Origin of the sequence: Alteromonas sp. S015 (assembly GCF_036864485.1) — a bacterium.
Taxonomy (GTDB): domain Bacteria; phylum Pseudomonadota; class Gammaproteobacteria; order Enterobacterales; family Alteromonadaceae; genus Alteromonas.
In genome coordinates this window covers 592,861-612,447 of the sequence record NZ_JAZETO010000001.1, presented here as the reverse complement: position 1 = coordinate 612,447, position 19,587 = coordinate 592,861, and the positions used below count along the sequence as shown (strand labels likewise).

General features: G+C 45.0%; 20 protein-coding genes. 11 read left to right on the top strand and 9 right to left on the bottom strand.

What is annotated here, in order from left to right; translation table 11 throughout:
• The first annotated feature begins 99 nt into the window (after positions 1–99).
• Positions 100–1,587: a RimK family protein gene (locus V7R42_RS02665; RefSeq protein WP_334018686.1), complete on the top strand. Its 1,488-nt coding sequence runs from the start codon at positions 100–102 to the stop codon at positions 1,585–1,587.
• Entirely contained in the window at positions 1,584–2,858 is a 1,275-nt protein-coding gene (locus V7R42_RS02660; protein WP_334018685.1) for a GNAT family N-acetyltransferase/peptidase C39 family protein, read from the top strand. Before V7R42_RS02665 ends, V7R42_RS02660 begins: the two co-directional genes overlap by 4 nt.
• Positions 2,859–2,904: 46 nt before the next feature.
• Here the strand turns inward: V7R42_RS02660 and V7R42_RS02655 are convergent, their stop codons facing one another.
• The 3 genes from V7R42_RS02655 to bioA form a co-directional block, all read right to left on the bottom strand.
• On the bottom strand, positions 2,905–3,186 hold the full coding sequence (locus V7R42_RS02655; protein WP_334018684.1) for a hypothetical protein: 282 nt from the start codon (positions 3,184–3,186) through the stop codon (positions 2,905–2,907).
• A gap of 470 nt (positions 3,187–3,656) precedes the next feature.
• On the bottom strand, positions 3,657–4,178 hold the full coding sequence (locus V7R42_RS02650; protein WP_014948903.1) for a DUF2937 family protein: 522 nt from the start codon (positions 4,176–4,178) through the stop codon (positions 3,657–3,659).
• 172 nt (positions 4,179–4,350) lie between these two features.
• Complete coding sequence (bioA, locus tag V7R42_RS02645; RefSeq protein WP_334018682.1) at positions 4,351–5,616, bottom strand: adenosylmethionine--8-amino-7-oxononanoate transaminase; 1,266 nt, start codon at positions 5,614–5,616, stop codon at positions 4,351–4,353.
• Between the two features lie 98 nt (positions 5,617–5,714).
• Between bioA and bioB the strand changes: the two genes are divergently transcribed.
• The 4 genes from bioB to bioD are packed head-to-tail and all read left to right on the top strand — an operon-like array spanning position 5,715 to position 10,052.
• On the top strand, positions 5,715–6,839 hold the full coding sequence (gene bioB, locus V7R42_RS02640) for a biotin synthase BioB (protein WP_049585902.1): 1,125 nt from the start codon (positions 5,715–5,717) through the stop codon (positions 6,837–6,839).
• Complete coding sequence (locus tag V7R42_RS02635; RefSeq protein ID WP_334018680.1) at positions 6,839–8,200, top strand: aminotransferase class I/II-fold pyridoxal phosphate-dependent enzyme; 1,362 nt, start codon at positions 6,839–6,841, stop codon at positions 8,198–8,200. Before bioB ends, V7R42_RS02635 begins: the two co-directional genes overlap by 1 nt.
• A gap of 2 nt (positions 8,201–8,202) precedes the next feature.
• Positions 8,203–9,285, top strand: coding sequence for a methyltransferase domain-containing protein (locus V7R42_RS02630; protein WP_334018679.1), 1,083 nt, complete (start codon positions 8,203–8,205; stop codon positions 9,283–9,285).
• Positions 9,282–10,052 carry a dethiobiotin synthase gene (gene bioD, locus V7R42_RS02625; RefSeq protein ID WP_334018678.1) on the top strand — a complete coding sequence of 257 codons (771 nt, stop codon included), beginning with the start codon at positions 9,282–9,284 and terminating at the stop codon, positions 10,050–10,052. The genes V7R42_RS02630 and bioD overlap by 4 nt, the downstream gene beginning before the upstream one ends.
• Here bioD and pepE read toward each other — a convergent pair.
• Positions 10,023–10,745 (bottom strand): dipeptidase PepE, encoded by a 723-nt coding sequence (gene pepE / locus V7R42_RS02620; protein ID WP_334018677.1) that lies wholly within the window; start codon positions 10,743–10,745, stop codon positions 10,023–10,025. The two genes, bioD and pepE, sit on opposite strands and share 30 nt — an antisense overlap.
• A 93-nt stretch (positions 10,746–10,838) precedes the next feature.
• Here pepE and V7R42_RS02615 point away from each other — a divergent pair, with 93 nt between their 5' ends.
• The 4 genes from V7R42_RS02615 to V7R42_RS02600 all read left to right on the top strand — a co-directional run bounded on the left by V7R42_RS02615 (position 10,839) and on the right by V7R42_RS02600 (position 14,823).
• Positions 10,839–11,315 (top strand): low molecular weight protein-tyrosine-phosphatase, encoded by a 477-nt coding sequence (locus V7R42_RS02615; RefSeq protein ID WP_334018676.1) that lies wholly within the window; start codon positions 10,839–10,841, stop codon positions 11,313–11,315.
• An 86-nt stretch (positions 11,316–11,401) separates the two neighbouring features.
• Positions 11,402–12,349 carry a FecCD family ABC transporter permease gene (locus V7R42_RS02610; protein WP_334018944.1) on the top strand — a complete coding sequence of 316 codons (948 nt, stop codon included), beginning with the start codon at positions 11,402–11,404 and terminating at the stop codon, positions 12,347–12,349.
• 15 nt (positions 12,350–12,364) lie between these two features.
• Positions 12,365–13,300, top strand: coding sequence for an ABC transporter ATP-binding protein (locus tag V7R42_RS02605; RefSeq protein ID WP_334018675.1), 936 nt, complete (start codon positions 12,365–12,367; stop codon positions 13,298–13,300).
• Between the two features lie 179 nt (positions 13,301–13,479).
• Positions 13,480–14,823 carry a class II 3-deoxy-7-phosphoheptulonate synthase gene (locus V7R42_RS02600; RefSeq protein ID WP_334018674.1) on the top strand — a complete coding sequence of 448 codons (1,344 nt, stop codon included), beginning with the start codon at positions 13,480–13,482 and terminating at the stop codon, positions 14,821–14,823.
• A gap of 160 nt (positions 14,824–14,983) precedes the next feature.
• Here V7R42_RS02600 and V7R42_RS02595 read toward each other — a convergent pair whose 3' ends face one another.
• From V7R42_RS02595 to V7R42_RS02575, 5 genes are all read right to left on the bottom strand, one after another.
• Entirely contained in the window at positions 14,984–15,364 is a 381-nt protein-coding gene (locus V7R42_RS02595) for a hypothetical protein (RefSeq protein ID WP_334018673.1), read from the bottom strand.
• 44 nt (positions 15,365–15,408) lie between these two features.
• Positions 15,409–15,582 carry a hypothetical protein gene (locus tag V7R42_RS02590; RefSeq protein WP_334018671.1) on the bottom strand — a complete coding sequence of 58 codons (174 nt, stop codon included), beginning with the start codon at positions 15,580–15,582 and terminating at the stop codon, positions 15,409–15,411.
• A gap of 180 nt (positions 15,583–15,762) precedes the next feature.
• Positions 15,763–16,086, bottom strand: coding sequence for a hypothetical protein (locus V7R42_RS02585; RefSeq protein ID WP_334018670.1), 324 nt, complete (start codon positions 16,084–16,086; stop codon positions 15,763–15,765).
• A gap of 62 nt (positions 16,087–16,148) precedes the next feature.
• Entirely contained in the window at positions 16,149–16,364 is a 216-nt protein-coding gene (locus tag V7R42_RS02580; RefSeq protein ID WP_334018669.1) for a DUF3820 family protein, read from the bottom strand.
• Positions 16,365–18,185, bottom strand: coding sequence for an ABCB family ABC transporter ATP-binding protein/permease (locus tag V7R42_RS02575; protein ID WP_334018668.1), 1,821 nt, complete (start codon positions 18,183–18,185; stop codon positions 16,365–16,367).
• 322 nt (positions 18,186–18,507) lie between these two features.
• Between V7R42_RS02575 and moaA the strand changes: the two genes are divergently transcribed.
• On the top strand, positions 18,508–19,476 hold the full coding sequence (gene moaA / locus V7R42_RS02570; protein ID WP_334018667.1) for a GTP 3',8-cyclase MoaA: 969 nt from the start codon (positions 18,508–18,510) through the stop codon (positions 19,474–19,476).
• Positions 19,477–19,587: the final 111 nt, after the last annotated feature.

The following is a 19,587-nucleotide window of genomic DNA, read 5'->3' as shown; positions in this document are numbered from 1 at the left end:
GAGTAAAGCGTAAACTCAGCGCTACTTTAATCGTGTTTGTAAATTGAACAAACACAACCTTAATTGTACCTGACAACACACTATTTAGAAGCGAATTACATGCACAATACACTGATTGTTACTGATGATGTTACTCCTTTTTGTAACACAGCTTTAACCGTGCTGACTTTTCAAGATTACCTTGCTGAGTTTCCAAAGTTGAACGAGCCCAAAACACGCGTTATCAATATTTGTGATACCACGCGTTATTTAAGTGAAGGGTACTATTGTTCACTTTTGGCGCAAGCACGTAATCACTCTGTATTACCTTCAGTAAATACCATTAATGATTTACGCATGGCGGAAGAGAAAAGTATCGATCGCATCGTCTTCTCTTTGTCGGTATCCCAAGACAATACAGAAATTACTGATGAACCTTTATTAGTACTTTTCGGTGAAGTGAAAGATCAGCGCTTTAAACGTTTAGCGCGCCAAGCGTTTGAAAAATATCCGTATCCAGTTTTGGTGTTAAGCCCAACGGTTACCGATACAAAAGTGTCGTCTAAAACCTCAGGAAAGGTGCAAATTGAAGGCTTTGCAAACGTGCAGGCAAAAGCGTTTAAGGACCTAAACGTCAAACAACAAGCGCGTTTCATAGAGCAATTAGAAGCGCATACCAAAATACAATGGAAAGCCGGTAAAACGAGCAAACGTACACGTTGGGATATGGCCATTTTGGTTAATCCAGAAGAGAGCACGCCGCCCAGTGATGAACGCGCTATTAAAAACTTCGTTAAAGCGGCTGAAAAAGTGGGCTTTCGCGCGGATGTGGTAAGTCGCCTGTCGCAAGAAGAATTGGGTCATTACGATGCATTGTTCATTCGTGAGACAACAGCAATTGATCATCATACTTATCGTTTAGCGCGTGCTGCAGAACGAGAAGGTATCGTGGTCATGGACGACACACAATCAATTCTGCGCTGTTGTAACAAGGTGTACTTGCAGGACGCGTTTGCCTATCAGAAAGTGCCAGCGCCAAAAGCGACCTTTGTATCGAGCGCTACCGATGAAGTGTGCGAAAAACTCATTGCTGACTTTGGTTTGCCGCTAGTTTTAAAACAGCCTGAAAGCTCGTTTTCCCGCGGCGTGCATAAAGCTGAAAATAAAGAAGCGTTAAAAACGCGCTTAGAACAAATGCTGGCTGAATCGGCACTTGTTTTGGTTCAGGAATATATATTCACTGAATTCGACTGGCGAATTGGTGTGTTAGGTGGCAAACCGATATACGCATGCCAATATTTTATGGTGCGCAATCATTGGCAGATATACAACCATCAGGGAGATCGATTCTCTTCGGGTGGATTTGCAACTATGCCAACGTTTGAAGTACCTAAACCGGTATTACAAGCCGCTATCAAGGCAGCTAAAGCGGTAGGTGATGGCTTGTACGGTGTAGATATCAAGCAAACCGGTAACGCGGTTTATGTTATTGAAGTGAACGACAACCCAAGTATCGACTCGGGTGTCGAAGATAAATATTTAGGCAAAGAACTGTACGAATTAATTATGCAGGAATTTGCTGACAGGTTGGAGCAAAGAGGGCGATGATTACATCGGCTGAGCGAGTAATTGAAGTGAATAATGCAAGTCCACAGGAAAGCGCAAACAGTGAATATGGCCTAGTCGAAGGCGCGTCGAATACGATATTGACAAAAAGTGCCCGTGCGCCTTCAACACAGTCGAGTGTAGAGCTGCGTGTGGCGACATTACACGATCTTGCTTCGCTTCAGCATATTGAACAAACCTGTTTCACAACCGACAGGCTAAGTAAAAGCCGTTTCAAATTTTACATTGATGCACAGCACGCAGAGCTTATTGTGGCTGAGCGTGCGCTATTGAGCTCAGGTTCGAACCTCGACAACAATAAACCGGGTGTAACTAGTATTATAGGTTACGGGTTACTACTGCTGCGTCGTGGGACACAGCTTACTAGACTGTATTCTATTGCGGTTCTGCCCGAAGCGCGAGGGCTTGGCGTTGCTGAAAAGCTCATAAATAGCTTGGGGGAGCGGGCGCTTTTGCGGGGAAAGCGATTTATGCGCCTGGAAGTGGCAGTAGGTAATGCTGGCGCCATTGCTCTGTACAAAAAATTAGGGTTTAGTCAGTTTGGTATGTATACCGATTACTATGACGATCACACTGACGCATTACGTATGCAAAAAGTGTTGGTGCCGAGTAAATCAGTTAAGCCAGAGGTTTATCCGTGGTACCAACAGACGACTGATTTTACCTGCGGTCCATCAGCATTAATGATGGCAATGTGTGCATTGAACAATCGCTATGAAATGACCCAAGAAAAAGAACTATCGTTGTGGCGTACTGCTACCACGATATTTATGATGTCAGGTCATGGCGGTTGCCACCCGGTTGGATTAGCGCTCGCCGCGGTAAACGAAGGTTATGCCGCGAAAGTGGTCATCAATCAGGATGTCCCGCTTTTTGTTGATGGCGTTAGAGATACTAACAAGAAAGCGATAGTCGAAAATGTTGAGTCGCAGTTTATGGCAGAGGCACGTAGAAAAGGCATTTCTGTTGAAATCTCTGACTGGCGAGTTGATGTTATCGACCAAACCCTTAAAGCTGGCGGGGCAGTATTGTGCTTAATCAGCACATACGCGTTCGATAAGAAAAAGGTTCCGCATTGGGTTGCAGTTACAAGCTGTGACTCTCACTGTTACTATCTACACGATCCTGATGCGAGTGAGGGGCAGCCTGTTGAGTATCAACACATTCCCGTTGCTCGCGAGGACTTTTTAAGGCTTGCCAGTTATGGCACGCGTAAAATAAGAACATTGGTGCTCCTTAAGAGGAAAAAGTAACTTAAATTTTTTGCTAAGGCCCGAGGCACGGCAAGTGCGTAAGGCCTTAGTGATGAATTTGTATAACGTTAACTTTTTTATTCAATGTTTTAAGCTGTTTTACTAATTGAGACAGCTCTTTCACTGAACCTGAATAATCAATATGCTTATTCATTTCCTGGCCTTTTACAGCACTTCTATAAAGCGCTTCACTTTCAAAACAGGCGGTTTGCTCATTAAGTGTGTTCCATTCGGCTTTTAGGTCGCTTGGAATGCAATGACGTTTAGCGGAAATTTTGTCTTTTATTTGCAACACTTTCCCGATTAATAATTGTGCATCTGTTGGCATTGTAATATCTCCTGTATAGCTTTTTGTGCTTAAGTTGCTGTTTATCAAAGGCATTAAGTGTTTACTTTGATAGACGTAGTGTAAATTCAGCAACATCTCAACACACACTCATAATAAGTGTTGCAGCAAAGATGCCAACTCTTACTAGTAGATGACTTAGAACACGCCAAATGTGCCTAAATGCGGATTGCAACTGTTGAGGCTCACTAAAGCGAGAAAGAGAGCGAGGAAAAGAGAGCGAGGAAAAGAGAGCGAGGAAAAGCTAAAAGGAAAAATAGCGAAGCCGGCTAACGGATAGAGAAAAGCCCGAGCGATTTTAGTGCATGGCTTGCATGACGCCTTGAAATCTCAGGCCATGAAATATCAAAGCCATGCAGCTCATTAAGATCTAATGTGTTGGTTTAGTTGGACTGGTAGAAGTGGCTTTTTAAAAAACAATAAACCACGTATCAACAAGATAAACCCAAGTGCTATTTATAAGCGTAGCGTTTGGGTTTATTTTTAATTTTCTTAACCTGACAATAGCAGAAGTGTGGCGTCCAAATTAACAGATTAAGTAAGATAGCGGTAACAAGGCTGAACACAATTGACGAAGGCGTTAGTGGGACAGAGGGGCTGAAATTATCTAACACGCGCTTGAGCGTACCATATTGAGAAGGCGAGGCCATAAACACAAGCTTTTCGAAGTAATGACCGTGCTCTAGCTTCCTCATGCCTTGCTCTAAAGTGGTGATCTGGGCGAAGCGTGTGGCTTTCATCGAGGCATTCTCTCGCACAACTGGCTCACTGTTTTTCTGTAAGCTTTCAAGCATGGCTTCAACCGAAGAAAAACCATGCTGCTTGGCGAGCGCTGACGAACTAGAAACTTCATCTCTCAGTGCATCATAATAACCATTGAGGTATTGACGATAATGATCCGCCAAGATGGGGACTTGAAGTGTAATGATAAACAAGACTGCAAATACAACTTTATCTAAAACACGTACTATCATTCAAATCTCGCTATAAACACTCTGCATTAATGATCTAATTAGTGACCCGCTTTAAAGTTGAATGTTCACTCTATAACAAAACTAACATCAACCCTCGGGCCAATTGACGTCGACTGGTGGTTCAAAACTCATATTTCACCCAAGAAGATAGTTAGCGTAACAATCTCACACACTATTTCAAGGCGGTGTAAATCGCATGGGTCAGCTTACTTAACTGCTCGGAAGATATAATGTAAGGAGGCATAATGTATACCAATTTCCCGAATGGCCGTATCCACACGCCTTGTTCTACAAAATGGCGTTGAATGTCGGCAACATTGACGGGATTTACCGTCTCGACTACCCCTATAGCACCTAACACCCGTACGTCAGCGACTCGCGGCAAGTCTGCACATTTTGCCAATTCGGTTTGTAATTGTTTCTCAATGACAGGGACTTGTTGCTGCCAATGATTTTCGTTAATGAGCGACAGACTGGCATTGGCCACCGCGCAGGCTAACGGGTTGCCCATGTAGGTTGGACCGTGCATAAATACGCCCGGCTCCCCTTGGCAAACCCCTAAAGCCACGTCTTCGGTACACAAGGTCGCGGCCAGTGTCATATAACCACCCGTAATCGCTTTACCCAAACACATGATGTCAGGCGAAATACCTGCATGCTCGCAAGCGAAGAGCTTACCTGTACGGCCGAAGCCAGTAGCAATTTCATCGCAAATTAAAAGTACGTCGTAGGTATCGCAAAGCTGTCGGCAGCGCTTTAAGTATTCGGGGTGGTAAATACGCATGCCTCCCGCGCCTTGAACAACAGGTTCTAGGATAAGGGCTGCCATCGTGTGGTGATGCTTTTCAAAAATCTCTTCAAGTGGAAGAATGTCATCTTCGCTAAACGTTTGGCCAAAGCGAGTTTGAGGAGCGGGCGCAAAAATCTGCTTGCTTAGTACACCATCAAATAAACTATGCATGCCGTTAACGGGATCGCACACGCTCATTGCAGCGAACGTGTCGCCATGGTAGCCATTGCGCGGCGCGACAATGCGTGACTTCTCTGAGCGCCCTTGACACGCCCAATACTGAATCGCCATCTTTATCGCAACTTCAACAGACACTGAGCCAGAGTCTGCTAAAAATACACGCTCTAAACCTGCCGGCACCATGTTCAGTAACGATTTACACAAATCTACCGCCGGCTGGTGGGTAATACCGCCAAACATAACGTGAGAAAATGCGTCAATTTGCTTGTGCGCAGCATCGTTGAGTACAGGATGGTTGTAACCGTGAATAGCTGCCCACCAGCTAGACATGCCATCTACTAGCACTTCACTTGTGGCCAAGGTAAGTTCAGCGCCTTTTGCACCAACTACTTCATAGCAGGGAAGGGGATTAACCGCCGAGGTATAAGGGTGCCAAATGTGTTGTTTATCAAATTCTATATTGTTCACAAATTAACCGTCAGTAAAGATTTTAAATTGGTCAGAGTTGACAACTCGATATTGGGGCATAGACTAAGCCAGCAATAATAATTAGTAAAGGACAGTCAATGACGCTGGCTAGTGCGCCTTCTGCGCAAACGACAACTATTCGAAACGATTGGACCAAAGCCGAAGTCGAAGCTTTGTTTGCCATGCCATTTAACGATTTACTGTTTAATGCCCAAGTGGTGCATAGGCAGCATTTTAATCCGAATGAAGTGCAGGTTAGCACGCTTTTGTCGATTAAAACCGGTGCTTGTCCTGAAGACTGTAAGTACTGCCCGCAAAGTGCTCGGTATGATACGGGCCTAGAGAAAGAGCGCCTGCTAGAAATTGAAAAGGTTATCCAGCGTGCGAAAGAAGCAAAGCAAGTGGGCTCAACCCGTTTTTGTATGGGGGCCGCTTGGCGAAACCCACGCGACAGAGACATGCCTTACATTTTAAAAATGGTTGAAGAGGTGAAAAGCCTAGGGCTGGAAACCTGTATGACGCTGGGTATGCTAACCCGTGATCAAGCAGTGGCCTTAAAGCAAGCGGGCCTTGATTATTATAATCACAACCTGGATACCTCACCGGAATACTACGGTGATATAATCACGACCCGTACTTATCAGGACCGACTGAATACATTAGAGAACGTGCGTGCGGCAGGTATGAACGTTTGCTCTGGGGGAATTGTGGGCATGGGAGAAACGGTGAGCGATCGCGCTAGTATGTTGGTGCAATTAGCTAACCTTCCTGAGCAGCCTCAAAGTGTGCCTATTAACATGTTGGTTAAAGTAAAAGGTACGCCACTCGATAGCGTAGAAGACTTGGACTATTTTGAGTTTATCCGCACTATTGCCGTTGCTCGTATCATGATGCCTAAGTCACATGTGCGCTTGTCGGCAGGCCGCGAAGCCATGAACGAACAAATGCAGGCCCTTTGTTTTATGGCAGGCGCGAATTCTATTTTCTATGGCTGCAAGCTGTTAACCACGTCAAATCCAGATACCCACGAAGACGTAATGTTGTTCAAAAAGCTTGGTATTAACACTGAACGTACTAGGGATTACTCAGACGAAGCACATCAACAAGTGTTAGAGGAAGAGATTGCCCAGCAACAAGAACAAGGCGACGACAGTAACGACTTGTTTATTGATGCAACCAAGCCTAAGGTAGCGCCAAAGAAACAGCATTTAACGGAGGCGTAATGGCCTTTCACTGGTTAGACGATTCGCTGAGCGCGCGTGCCGAGCAGGGCTTGCTGCGCCAGCGCCACTGCCAACAATACGAAAAAGACAGCATTATTTGTATTAACGGTGAGCACTATCTTAACTTTTCAAGCAATGACTACCTAGGCATGCGCCAGCATGAGGGAGTATTGCAAAGTTGGGTTGAGGGGCTAGCGCAGTTTGGTGGTGGCAGCGGTGCGTCGCCTTTGGTAACTGGACACACACAGGCTCATTTGGCGCTAGAAGCCTACATTGCCGATGGGTTAAACCGAGAAGCTGCGCTGTTGTTTAACTCTGGCTTTGCCGCCAATCAGGCACTGTGCATGGCACTTTTTCCTCACATGTCTCATTCCAATAAAAGCGCGAGTGCAGGGCACATCATTGCTGATAAGCTCATGCATGCTTCGTTTTTAGAGGGTGCGCAATGTGTATCTGATAGCGCCAAGCTTCGCCGTTTCAAGCATAACGATCTAAGTCATTTAGAGAGCATGCTATCAAACGTTTGTCACAGCCAGTTATCCGATGCGGTTGGTAATTCTGATGCAAACCAGCAAGACATTCTGATTGCCAGTGAAGGTGTGTTTAGTATGGACGGTGACGTAGCGCCTTGCGAAGGCATCGCTGAACTGGCCGCTAAATATAATGCATGGTTCATGTTAGACGATGCACACGGTATGGGTGTATTGGGTGAAAACGGCTTCGGCACAGCAGAAGCACTAAACTTAAGCCAGCAACAAGTGTCTATTGTTATGGGAACATTTGGCAAAGCAGTGGGCACCGCCGGCGCCTTTATTGCAGGAAGCCAAACCCTAATTGATTATCTGGTGAATTTTTCTAAACATTATGTGTATTCCACTGCCATGCCACCAGCACAAGCGGTCGCGACGTTGTACTCTCTTACACATATCGCCAGTGATACTGCCCGCCGCGAAACGCTGCATAACAATATCGCCTATTTCAGAGACTCGTTTCAAAAGCGCTTTGGACAGACACTTAATACAAGCGAGAAAGGCGATGCATCAATTGAAATCACTTTGGGGCAGTCGCAAAGCGCGATCCAGCCCATTATTGTTGGTAGCCCAGAACGTGCAGTTGCACTAAGTGAGGGGCTAAAGCAGCGCGGTATCTGGGCAACGGCTATCAGGCAGCCTACTGTACCGAAAAACCAAGACAGGCTGCGTATAACGCTTACGTCAAATCATACATCACAAGATATTGACGTATTGCTTGATGCCCTAGAGCTTTCACTTAATAACTTTCTGTTAAGTGAGACTTCAGTAGAAAAAGAATCAGACAGCGCTGTGAATACTCCTGACTCTGTAAGTAAAAAAGAGATGTAACGATGTCACTAAGTCCCGCTATAAAAGCTGCTATGTCGGCAGAATCGAGAAGTCTCTTCGACGGTAAGCTGTCGCGTGACGCGGCGCAGGCGGCTTTTAAGGCAAACGGGGCTTTTTCGTCCGAGGCACCTCTCGATTTTAAAAGTGCGACCAACGCTGAAGGGACTCTCACAGTTAAAACTGCTTACCCTTCTGATTGCTCTTCCAAAGCTGCGGCACATTTGAATGCTGAGAAAAACGCTAAGACTGAGGGCTATATTACAGCTGAAGGCTCTATAACAACTAAAGGCGCTGCAAAAGCTGAACGCAATGATACTGCTTCAGCAATTAACGAGCAGGACGTGGCACATCGCTTTTCAAAAGCGGCTGCGCAGTACAACAGTATTGCGAGTGTTCAGCGCATTATTGCCAAGCAGGCAATAAAGAACTTACCTATAGCCTTACAGGGTAAGGCTCTTGATATCGGCTGTGGTACTGGCATTCATACCCAAACCCTTGCAAATAAAGGTGCAGCTGCAACTGGCGTAGACATTGCCGAGGGCATGTTGGTTCAGGCCAGCAAAATGTACTCTGACCCCATTTTCGTAGAAGGTAGTGCTGTAGATTTGCCTTTCTCTGATAGCCAATTTTCAACCGTATTTTCATCTATGGCGCTTCAGTGGGTTAGCGATACTAATCTTGTTGCTAATGAGATAGCGCGAGTGCTTAAAAAAGGTGGTATTGCCGAGCTGGCTATCATGGTAGCAGGTTCATTTAGTGAACTTAAAACGGCGCGAAAAGTAGCGCAGCTTCCACAGGCCGAAACTTATATGCCAACAACTGCACAATGGGTAAATGGCTTTAAGCAGTCGAGCCTCTCTTTGCAACGGGTGATTACTAAAGATTATGTCGATACTCACCACGATATTATGTCGCTATTGCGCTCTGTGAAGGGAGTTGGGGCAGGAGAGACCGGCAGACAACAACCGCCGCTCACCCGTCGAGATATTAAAAAATTAGCCATGGCTTACAGCAATATGAGCGGTGTAGAAAGTAAGTTACCGCTTACCTACCGCGTAAGTCATTTTAGATTGGAAAAACGATGAAGCAGTATTTCATTACCGGTACCGACACCGAAGTAGGTAAAACCTATGTTACCTGCCAACTACTACAAGCTGCTCAAAAAGCCTCGTTAAGCGCCATCGGCTACAAGCCTATTGCAGCCGGATGCGAACAGATAAACGGCGAGTGGGTTAACGAAGATGCGCTAAATATTCAGAAAGCGTGCTCCAAAATACGCGCAAACAAAGCCATTAAAATTACAGACAATAACGAGCTAAAAAGCGCAAATGAAAACAACGAAGAAAGTGGACAGATACTTCCTTTGCATCAAGTTAACCCAATTGCACTAAAGCCGGCTATTGCACCACATATTGCTGCCCTTGAAGAAGGTGTTGCGTTAACGTTTGACGAGATTGCAAAAGGGCTTGACGAACTGCACGCCTATCAACCAGATCTTCTGTTAATGGAAGGTGCAGGTGGATGGCGTTTACCGCTAACGGTAGGTGATGAGTATACGCCCACTTACTATCTTTCTGATGTCGTGAAAACACTCAAAATGGATGTGATTTTAGTTGTAGGCATGCGACTAGGTTGCTTGAATCATGCGTTATTAACCGCAGAAGCAATTCGTGCTGATGGATTGACCATCAAAGGGTGGGTTGCGAACGACATCACGGGTAACATGACGCGATACCAAGAAAATCTGCACTCTCTTAAGGCCATGTTACCCGAGCCGCTGCTGGCAGCAATTCCCTACCAGGTAGCGCCTAACGATGAGGCGCTATTCGCCGCTATCAAGCAAATAAGTTAAATCATCACCTGAATGAATTGGCGTTTTTTCTTCATCTAGAAAGATAAAGCCGTCTTTTTCACCAACTAAACTTAGTTGCTTTTTAGTAAGGCGCAGCGCTGTGCCTTCGCGAATAGCAACTACTGGCGTGGTTGGGTTTAGCGTGGTGAACTCTGCCAAACGTTGGTCGCGGGTTTCGCCATTATGGCCCGGAGGCTGATAATCGGTGTAATGCGGGTTTAACTGAAACGGTACGATATCTAGCGCATCAAAACTTGGCGGCTCGATAATGGGCATGTCGTTGGTGGTTCTAATTGTTTGACCACATATATTCGAACCCGCACTCCAGCCAATATAAGGAGTACAATCGGCGATGGCGTGTTTAATTGGCACAATAAGCGCGTTTGCGTAAAGGGCGGAAAGCAGGTGAAAGGTGTTTCCACCGCCAACAACAATAGCTTGGCCGTTTTTCTTTGCGTTATTTATAGCGGCAACCGGATCTTCAACGGTATGTAGCCCAGTAATATTGCACTCTGGCAGGGCGGTAGCAACGGCGTCTACATAGCTATCGTACGTTTGAGTTACGGCGGCATAGGGAACAAATAGAAGGTCGCGAATTTCGCCTAAGTGTGCAAAAATAAGTGCTCTAGCGTGCTCCAAGTAAGCCTCGTCGCCTTGGCGTGAGCTACTTAGCATAAGTACATGTGCGGTCATACTAACTCCACAATTTTTCTGACGGCGTATCATACGTGAAACTAGGCATAAAGTTTAGTCACGCTCCGTCACTGCGTTGAAATAGGATTTTGAATGAAACAATCTACATCGGTGTTGTTCGTGTGTTTGGGTAATATTTGTCGTTCTCCAACCGCAGAAGCCGTGTTCAAACACAAGGCTGCACAAGCCGGATTAAATATAGAAATCGACTCGGCGGGAACCCACGGCTATCACATTGGCAACCCGCCTGATAAACGTTCGCAAGCCTCTGGCGTAGAGCGAGGTTACAGTTTCAAAGGACTGAAATGCCGACGTGTGGATGAAAGCGATTTTGAACGATTTGATTTCATTCTTGCCATGGATAACAGCAATCTAGCTAATTTGCACGGTATGTCGCCAAGCCAGTACCACGATAAAATTAAGCTGTTTCTTGATTTTGCAAACGCAGAAGATAAGGAAGTACCTGACCCATATTATGGCGGCAAGCGCGGCTTTGAGCTGGTGTTAGATCTTATCGAAGACGCGTCGGACGGTTTGATTGCGCACATTAAGCAAACCCAACAATTGTAAGCGCAAGCCATATTGATAAACCGTATCGAGAGCCACGTTGAGAACCCATATTGAGAAAAACAGGAACTAAACGCACCGCCGTCACTCTGGTTGTAGTAACAATACTCTTGTCACTCGTCATAGGTGTGGTAGGTATTGTTGGCGTGACAGGGCTTTCCCATACGGCCGCTGAACTAAAACAGCATATTATCGTTCAGCTTCAAATACCGCTTATTCTTACTGCATGTTTAGTGGGGGCGGCACTGTCTGCAAGTGGCGCTACCTTGCAAGTCGTGCTGCGAAATCCTTTGGCAGATCCGGGAATTATTGGCATTACGAGTGGCGCAAGCTTGGTTGCTGCGCTTTTGCTACTGCTAACCCCACATTGGGCAACAGCGTACCTGCACTATTTGCTGCCTTTGGGATGTTTTATCGGTGCGTTGTTATCTACATTTATCATCTACCGCTTAGCAAGAAAACTGCTGGGCTCCTCTACCGCTGTTATTCTGGCAGGTATTGCCATATCTACCCTTAGCGGCGCTGTCATCGCTTGGCTTTACATGTTCAGCGACGCTAATGCTCTTCGTAACCTTACTTTCTGGTTAATGGGCAGCTTGTATCAAACTGACTGGTTAATTTTATCGGTGGGCGGCCCACTAATCGCCTCTGCTGTCGCATTCCAGCTTTATTTCGCTGGCGACCTAAACAAGCTTTACGCTGGTGAACTTGCTGCAAAAAGTAGTGGTGTGGATGTAGAAAAACTTACCGAGCGCTCACTCATTGTTTGCGCTATTGCTGTAGGTACTGCGGTGTCTATGGCAGGCTCTATTGCTTTTGTTGGCTTATTGGTTCCACATATCTTACGTTTGATCATTGGGCATAATAATCGCTATTTGTTGCCGTTAAGTGCGTTAAGTGGTGCAAGTCTGTTGACGCTGGTTGCGTTAAGCTCTGAAATGACCCGTGCCATTACGCTTCCGGTGTCTATGGTAACGGCTACGTTAGGCGGTCCATTATTAATTTGGGCATTAGCTAAAGGTCAAATAAAAGAGTAGTGGAGGGGGAATGAAATGACGACAAATAATTTTAGAACCCAGCAACGCCCTGATTCTGGCTGCAATGACCAAATTAATGCTAGTGAGCAAGACTGCATAAGTACTAACCTAAAGCAAAACGTTAGCGTTAAAGATGACGTTGCTGATAGCAATAGCTCGGCAAATAGCCATAAACTAGCAGATAGTCATACCGTTTTAAGCTTACAGAATGTAAAAGTGGCATCGCGACTTTGGGTGGAAGGTTTGCGTGCAAAAAAAGGCGAGTGCATTCACATTATAGGGCCAAATGGGGCAGGGAAATCAACGCTATTGCTTGCCTTTGCGGGCCTTATTGAAGCTGACGAGGGCACCGTCATGCTGCGAGGTAAACCAATGAACGATTGGTCGCTGGCAACACTTGCGAGTGTGCGCACCTTACTAGCGCAACAAAGCGAAAGTGGTTTTCAGTTGTCGGTAAAAGAGTACCTAAGCTTTTATGCACCAGCGCAGCAAGATGAACTAATTCCTCCTGTTTTAGAAAAAGCCCTCGAAGTGTCGGGTTTCTTAAACAAAATTCTCACTCAGCTTTCTGGCGGTGAGCGTCAGCGCGTAGAAATTTGTCGTTCGCTTTTGCAAATTTGGCCACAACTAGAGCGTGGGGAGGGCATAGCGTTTTTAGATGAGCCTCTGCAAGGGCTTGATATAAGGCATCAATATGCACTGGCTAATTTAGTAAAATTCCTTTGTTACAAAGGCAACACTCTGCTAATGACGTCTCATGATATCGCGCTTAGTGCTAACTATTGCGATAGTTTATGGCTTATGCAAAAAGGCCACATGGTGGCGTACGGCAAGCCAAAAGAGGTAGCCACGCAAACAAACCTTGAGAAGGTGTTTGAATGCCATTTTGCTATAAGCAAGCACGATAACTTTCTAGAAATTCAAGTTTGCGCACCTATTTCCCTAGAATAATTGTGGTAAAGTGCTCCATGCATTTTTTTAGATTCATATTTTCACATTAGACTGATTAGAAAAAAGCGCTACATACATACTGTTAAGCGCGTTACAGTCTTTTAATTCGAAGCGTCTAGCTTCAACAAATATTTTCAGTAAAACGTTTGCCCTACGTTTTTTTATTCAGGAGAACACCGTTGAGTAATTGGCAAGTAGACAGTTGGAGAAATAAACCTATTCTTCAGCAACCAGAGTACGACGACAAAGTACGTTTAAAAGAAGTAGAGCAAACATTGAGTTCTTACCCGCCGCTTGTATTTGCTGCTGAAGCCCGTGAGCTTAGACGCCAGTTAGGTGAAGTCAGCTTGGGTAAAGGTTTTCTTTTACAAGGCGGTGACTGCGCTGAATCATTTGACGAATTTAATGCCCCTAAAATTCGCGATACCTTTAAAGTTATTCTTCAAATGGCAATCGTGCTTACCTTTGCTGGTCGCTGCCCGGTAACCAAGGTTGCCCGTATGGCGGGCCAGTATGCCAAGCCACGTTCATCAGATTTCGAAACTCGCGATGGCGTGACGTTGCCAAGCTATCGCGGCGATATCATCAATAACTTTGAATTCACCGAAGCGGCGCGCCAACCAGACCCTGATCGTTTGCTAGAAGCGTATCATCGTAGTGCGTCAACGTTGAACCTTCTTCGTGCGTTTGCGCAAGGCGGTTTGGCCGACCTTCATGAAGTTAACCGCTGGAACATGGCGTTCGTTGAAAACAACCCGCTTAAAGATCGTTATTCGGATATGGCTAACCGTATTCAAGACACCCTTGAGTTTATGGATGTTATTGGCATTAACGCGCAAACCAGTTCTACGCTTCACGAGACCTCGCTGTTTACATCGCATGAAGCATTGCTGTTGAACTACGAGCAGGCGCTAACACGTATCGATACCCTTACCGGTAAGCCTTACGACTGTTCGGCTCACATGGTGTGGATTGGCGAACGTACCCGCCAACTTGACCATGCGCACGTTGAGTTTTTCCGAGGCATTCATAACCCAATTGGTGTGAAAGTAGGGCCAAGCATGCAGGAAGACGAGCTAATTCGTTTAATCGATGCACTTAACCCGCTAAACGACCCTGGTCGCTTAACTCTTATAACGCGCATGGGCGCCGATAATCTAGCTGATAACTTGCCACGCTTGTTGCGAAAAGTGAAAGCTGAAGGCAGACACGTTGTATGGAGCTCTGATCCGATGCATGGCAACACGTTCTCGGCGTCTAGCGGCTATAAAACCCGTAACTTCGATGCGATTTTGAAAGAAATCAAGCAGTTCTTCCAAGCTCACGAAGCAGAAGGTACTCACGCTGGTGGTATTCACCTTGAAATGACTGGCCAGCATGTGACGGAGTGTACTGGCGGTGCTTATGAAATTAGCGACGAAGACTTAGCGCAGGCCTACAAAACGCAATGCGATCCGCGCTTAAATGCAGACCAAGTGCTTGAAATGGCATTCTTGGTGGCTGATCATTTGCGTAATGCGTAATGCGTAATGCGTAATGCGTAATGCGTAATGCGTAATGCGTAATGCTTATAGCAGCCATGTTCACAGTAGCAGTTTGAAAAAACGACATCATTGAGATGTCGTTTTTTCGTTTTATACAAAAGCCATTTGTTAGCGCTATACCCTTCAAAATTTTTACTCTTTAAACTCTTGATGTGATTTTTCTCTCAACAGTAATAGATAACAGCATAAACTGATAGCCGAACACCGAAAACAAAACATCCAAGCTATCAAATGTTCGCTCTTCCATTCCAAGCTGCATAAACTCATATCCTATAACGCCTAACGCGCAAAAGAGCGCGGTGAGTTTTTTATTATCATTCGTTACAGCGAAAGCAAAAGAACAGGTTATGGGAACCGCCAAAAAGTTGGGTGCAGCGTTGAGTATCAAACTACCATTGTCAGTTCTTAGCCCTATCATATGTAGATAGGTAAAGTAGCAACATAGTGCGAGACCGCCATAGTAAACGACAGTAAAATGCCATTTACCAATCGCTTTGGACTTCACATACTGGCTAAGCATGGAAACGAGCACGTTTATCAAAACTTACTAAGGAAACGTCTGCTTCAATATTTTATGCTCGACCTGGCTGAGGCAACACTATTTTCAACATAGTTGTCGACCCCTTGCTTCCCACCAATGCTGTCATACACGTACGAACCTAATATTCCAAACTCCACACCAATTAGGTAGTTCCCACCGCTTACGTGCTTTACTTCATGATTAGTGAGTTCTTTCATTATTACATTCCTTATATATCGCTCTATTCGGTTAAATTTCCAAGCAACGTTATATATCGTCGCAAGTGAAACTTATCAGTGGGGAAGGGATAAACCTACTGTATCCAAGGCTAGTTTTTATTTTATTGCCAGCCCTCGAATAAGCCGCGCCAAATACCAAGAAGCTAAGCTAGCAACTGGTTAACCTGCAAAAATGGCGGCTCGTTCATCTTCACTTAAAATACCGACGAAGATGGTTTCTCTTCTTAAATTAGCTGTGCGCTCGTCGTCAGCCAAAAGAAGCGCCTTAAATAGGTCTGGTTGATGACGAGCCTCAATAATTCCTTTCCAAAGCAGGTAGCTTCCGTAGCGCATCATCTTGTTGTGATAACGCGTTTCTAGTGTTTTTTCGACTTCTTCGAATAGTTCTGGGTGCAGCATCAGTTTATCGGCAATGGCGTTGTGTATTTTTTTGATGTGTTCGTTTACGTCACTTCGACGTTGCTTTCTGGGTCTTGCAAACATAAATCTTCGTGTAGTTAGCGTTTACTCTTTTAATAATGGGGCGCAGTGCCCGATCATAATGGCTAGTCGTCGTTCAATAGAGGCTCTACAACAGACTCTAAGCCGTTCAGCTTAATTTCGTACATTAAAGCGAGCTGTTCACCAAGCTTGTTTTTTGGAAAGCCTTGCTTGTGAAACCAGACTAAATAGGGCTCGGGCAAATGAAATAGGCGTTTTCCAGCGTATTTGCCAAAGGGCATCACTTGGTTAATAGCGGCTTTGATAAGCGTTGGGTCCATTTACTGATTACCTTTTGTCTTGGAATTTTCGTTGAGGTCTTCATCTTCACGCTGTTGTGCTTGCCACAGTGCTGCGTATTCACCACCTTGCTCAAGCAAATAAGTGTGTGTCCCTTCCTCTACAATGGTACCGTTTTTAAGTACAAGAATCTTGTCGGCATCAACAATAGTGGACAGTCTATGGGCGATGACTAAACTGGTATGTCCCTTAGCAGCGTCGCGAAGGGCCGCTAATATTGCACGTTCTGATGTGCTGTCTAACGAGCTGGTGGCTTCATCAAAAATCATGATTGGCGCGCCTTTAAGTAAGGCCCTTGCGATAGATACGCGCTGCTTTTCGCCACCTGAAAGTTTAAGTCCACGTTCGCCGACAGTAGTTTCTAGCTTATCAGGCAGGCTTTCTACAAATGCGTCTAAATGGGCGAGCTTAATAACATGCTCTATCTCTTCCTTACTTGCATTAGGATTGCCGTAGCGAATGTTCTCCAATAAGGTAGTGTTAAACAGCACTGTATCTTGAGGCACGATGCCTATGTGTGAGCGCAGACTCTGTTGGGTGACCGACGTAATATCCTTTCCATCTACAGTGATGTCGCCCTGTTGGGGCTCATAAAAACGAAATAGCAGTTTCATTAGCGTTGATTTGCCCGCGCCACTTTCACCCACTACCGCAACCTTAGCGCCAGGCGGCACCTCAAAGCTCAAGCCATTAAGTATTTGTCTATTTTCAGTGTATGCAAAATGAACATTGTTAAATCGCAGTGCGGGGTTAGCACAGATTAATTCTGTGGCGTCGTTGGCATCTCTTATGGCCGGAGTTTGGGCGAGAAGGTCAAACAGTTTATCGATATTCGCAAGGCTTCCTCGAATTTCACGGTACACAAACCCCAAGAAATTTAAGGGCATAAAAATTTGCATGGTGAACGCGTTTATCAATACAAAGTCACCAATGGTCATCTCGCCATTCATAACGCCAAAGGCGGCGTTTGCCATCATAGATGTCATGGCGATAGCGATAATGGCAGCTTGGCCGCCATTCAATGCAAATAGCGACAAGCGGTTTTTTCTTCGCGCTTTTTCCCATGCCGCTAAATCCGTATCGTAGCGATTGGCTTCAAACGATTCGTTGTTAAAGTATTTAACGGTTTCAAAATTTAGCAGGCTGTCTACTGCCCGGGAATTGGTGGTCGAGTCAGCTTCATTCATCTGAGTAACAAAGCGCGTGCGCCAGTCCGTCGCTTTCATTGAAAAGCCAATGTAAGCCACCACGCTAAGTAAAATAATTAACGCGAAAGATACGCCAAACTGAATCAAGAGTAAGCCTACAACAAGAGCGATCTCTAATAGGGTCGGGACAATATTAAACACCATAAAACGCATGAGGAAACTCACGCCGTTGGTACCGCGCTCTATATCTCGTGATAACCCGCCTGTGCGTCGATTTAAATGAAATCCCAAGTCTAAGTTGTGCAAATGTTTGAAGACTTTTAGTCCAAGGCGGCGCATGGCACGCTCTGTAACCCGACCAAATAACGTATCGCGTACTTCGCCGAGTAAAACATTCAGTAAACGCAGTGTTCCGTAGGCAACGATCAGGCTGATAGGGACCGCTATTGCCAGCCTGGTTACATCGCCGTTTAGGCTATCAACAGTGTACTTCAACACATAGGGAAGACCGATACTGGCAAGCTTCGCTGCTACCAGGCATAGTAGAGCAAGAAATACACGGTGTTTGAACTCTAGGAGATAAGGCCAAAGCTGCGAGAGAACCTGCCACTTAACAGGTTCATCGACATTGGTAGGAAAACGGTTTTTTCTCATTTTACAGTGTGCTTAATTGTTTGATTTATAGTACTAAGAGCGTGAAGGTTTGAAAAAATTTGGCGAAACCCTTTAGAAGGAATTAAGCAAACTTACTTAGCGATGATTATTGTCACCTTTTGAAATACGTTTTGAAATAGGAACGAGATTAAAATGGTCTTATTTATAGCGATGAATGTGTTTAATTTTAGTGTCACCACGCGTACACTAAAGGTAGTTTAATTTAGTTACCTTGTCATTTACATCAATGATGTTCTGGTTTTTGTTTGGTTAAGAAAGCCGCGCATTGAATTACAAAGCAGCAGAGGATTAAGGAGTTAGTTTGTTAGAAGATAGTTTCGGTAGACAGTTTCATTATTTGCGTTTGTCAGTGACCGAAGCGTGCAACTTTCGTTGTCAGTACTGTTTGCCTGACGGGTATGAAGGCCCAACAAGCGATCAGTTTATGACGCTAAACGAAATTGATACCTTGCTGAAAGCGTTCGCTAAACTAGGTACGTCGAAAGTGCGCCTAACAGGTGGTGAACCAACGCTGCGAAGAGACTTTCTTGATATTTTACAGCTAACAAGCAATACGCCTGGTATCAAACGTGTAGCGATGACAACACATGGAGCGCGAATGGAAAAGTTTGCGCACCAATGGAAAGAAGCAGGATTAGACCAAGTAAACGTAAGTATTGACAGTTTAGATCCTCGCCAGTTTGCCGCTATAACAGGGCAAGACAAGCTTAAAGCTGTACTTCGAGGATTAGATGCCGCGATTGATGCGGGCTTAGACGTAAAAGTGAACTCTGTCTTACTCAACGATTTTTCTGATAGCCGTTTACATAGATTCCTTGCTTGGCTAAAAGACATGCCAGTAACGCTCCGATTTATAGAATTAATGGAGACTGGCAACTTAAATCAGTTTTTCAATAAACAACATCAAAGCGGTACACCGCTTAAAAGTACGTTGTTAGAAATGGGCTGGCAGCCCTTATTGCGTAGGAAAGATGCTGGGCCAGCGCAAGAGTTTTACCATCCAGATTATGCAGGCAAGATTGGTTTGATCATGCCTTACAGTAAAGATTTTTGTAAAACCTGTAATCGACTACGTGTTTCTGCCCCAGGCAAGCTGCACCTATGTTTGTTTAGCGAAAATGGGATAGATATGAGACATCTTCTTGCTGATGGAAATGTGAATGAAGTGGTTACTTTTTTACAAGAAGTGCTGGGTCAAAAACACGAAACGCACTATTTACATGAAGGTAAGACAGGGGCAACCAAGCACCTAGCCATGCTGGGAGGTTAGTAGATTGGCTCTACGTTAAAGGAAAATGTAGCGCAAAATAAAAACACCGAAGAAGTTTGGTTTGTTGTAAAAATGAGCTATATTCTGCGGTGTAAGTACATTAAAAATAAT

Bases quoted from the DNA above. Each gene is read 5' to 3' on its own strand.
- V7R42_RS02665 (WP_334018686.1), top strand. From the start codon at position 100: ATGCACAATACACTGATTGTTACTGATGATGTTACTCCTTTTTGTAAC.
- V7R42_RS02660 (WP_334018685.1), top strand. From the start codon at position 1,584: ATGATTACATCGGCTGAGCGAGTAATTGAAGTGAATAATGCAAGTCCA.
- V7R42_RS02655 (WP_334018684.1), bottom strand. From the start codon at position 3,186: ATGCCAACAGATGCACAATTATTAATCGGGAAAGTGTTGCAAATAAAA.
- V7R42_RS02650 (WP_014948903.1), bottom strand. From the start codon at position 4,178: ATGATAGTACGTGTTTTAGATAAAGTTGTATTTGCAGTCTTGTTTATC.
- bioB (WP_049585902.1), top strand. From the start codon at position 5,715: ATGACGCTGGCTAGTGCGCCTTCTGCGCAAACGACAACTATTCGAAAC.
- V7R42_RS02635 (WP_334018680.1), top strand. From the start codon at position 6,839: ATGGCCTTTCACTGGTTAGACGATTCGCTGAGCGCGCGTGCCGAGCAG.
- V7R42_RS02630 (WP_334018679.1), top strand. From the start codon at position 8,203: ATGTCACTAAGTCCCGCTATAAAAGCTGCTATGTCGGCAGAATCGAGA.
- bioD (WP_334018678.1), top strand. From the start codon at position 9,282: ATGAAGCAGTATTTCATTACCGGTACCGACACCGAAGTAGGTAAAACC.
- pepE (WP_334018677.1), bottom strand. From the start codon at position 10,745: ATGACCGCACATGTACTTATGCTAAGTAGCTCACGCCAAGGCGACGAG.
- V7R42_RS02615 (WP_334018676.1), top strand. From the start codon at position 10,839: ATGAAACAATCTACATCGGTGTTGTTCGTGTGTTTGGGTAATATTTGT.
- V7R42_RS02605 (WP_334018675.1), top strand. From the start codon at position 12,365: ATGACGACAAATAATTTTAGAACCCAGCAACGCCCTGATTCTGGCTGC.
- V7R42_RS02595 (WP_334018673.1), bottom strand. From the start codon at position 15,364: ATGCTTAGCCAGTATGTGAAGTCCAAAGCGATTGGTAAATGGCATTTT.
- V7R42_RS02590 (WP_334018671.1), bottom strand. From the start codon at position 15,582: ATGAAAGAACTCACTAATCATGAAGTAAAGCACGTAAGCGGTGGGAAC.
- V7R42_RS02585 (WP_334018670.1), bottom strand. From the start codon at position 16,086: ATGTTTGCAAGACCCAGAAAGCAACGTCGAAGTGACGTAAACGAACAC.
- V7R42_RS02580 (WP_334018669.1), bottom strand. From the start codon at position 16,364: ATGGACCCAACGCTTATCAAAGCCGCTATTAACCAAGTGATGCCCTTT.
- V7R42_RS02575 (WP_334018668.1), bottom strand. From the start codon at position 18,185: ATGAGAAAAAACCGTTTTCCTACCAATGTCGATGAACCTGTTAAGTGG.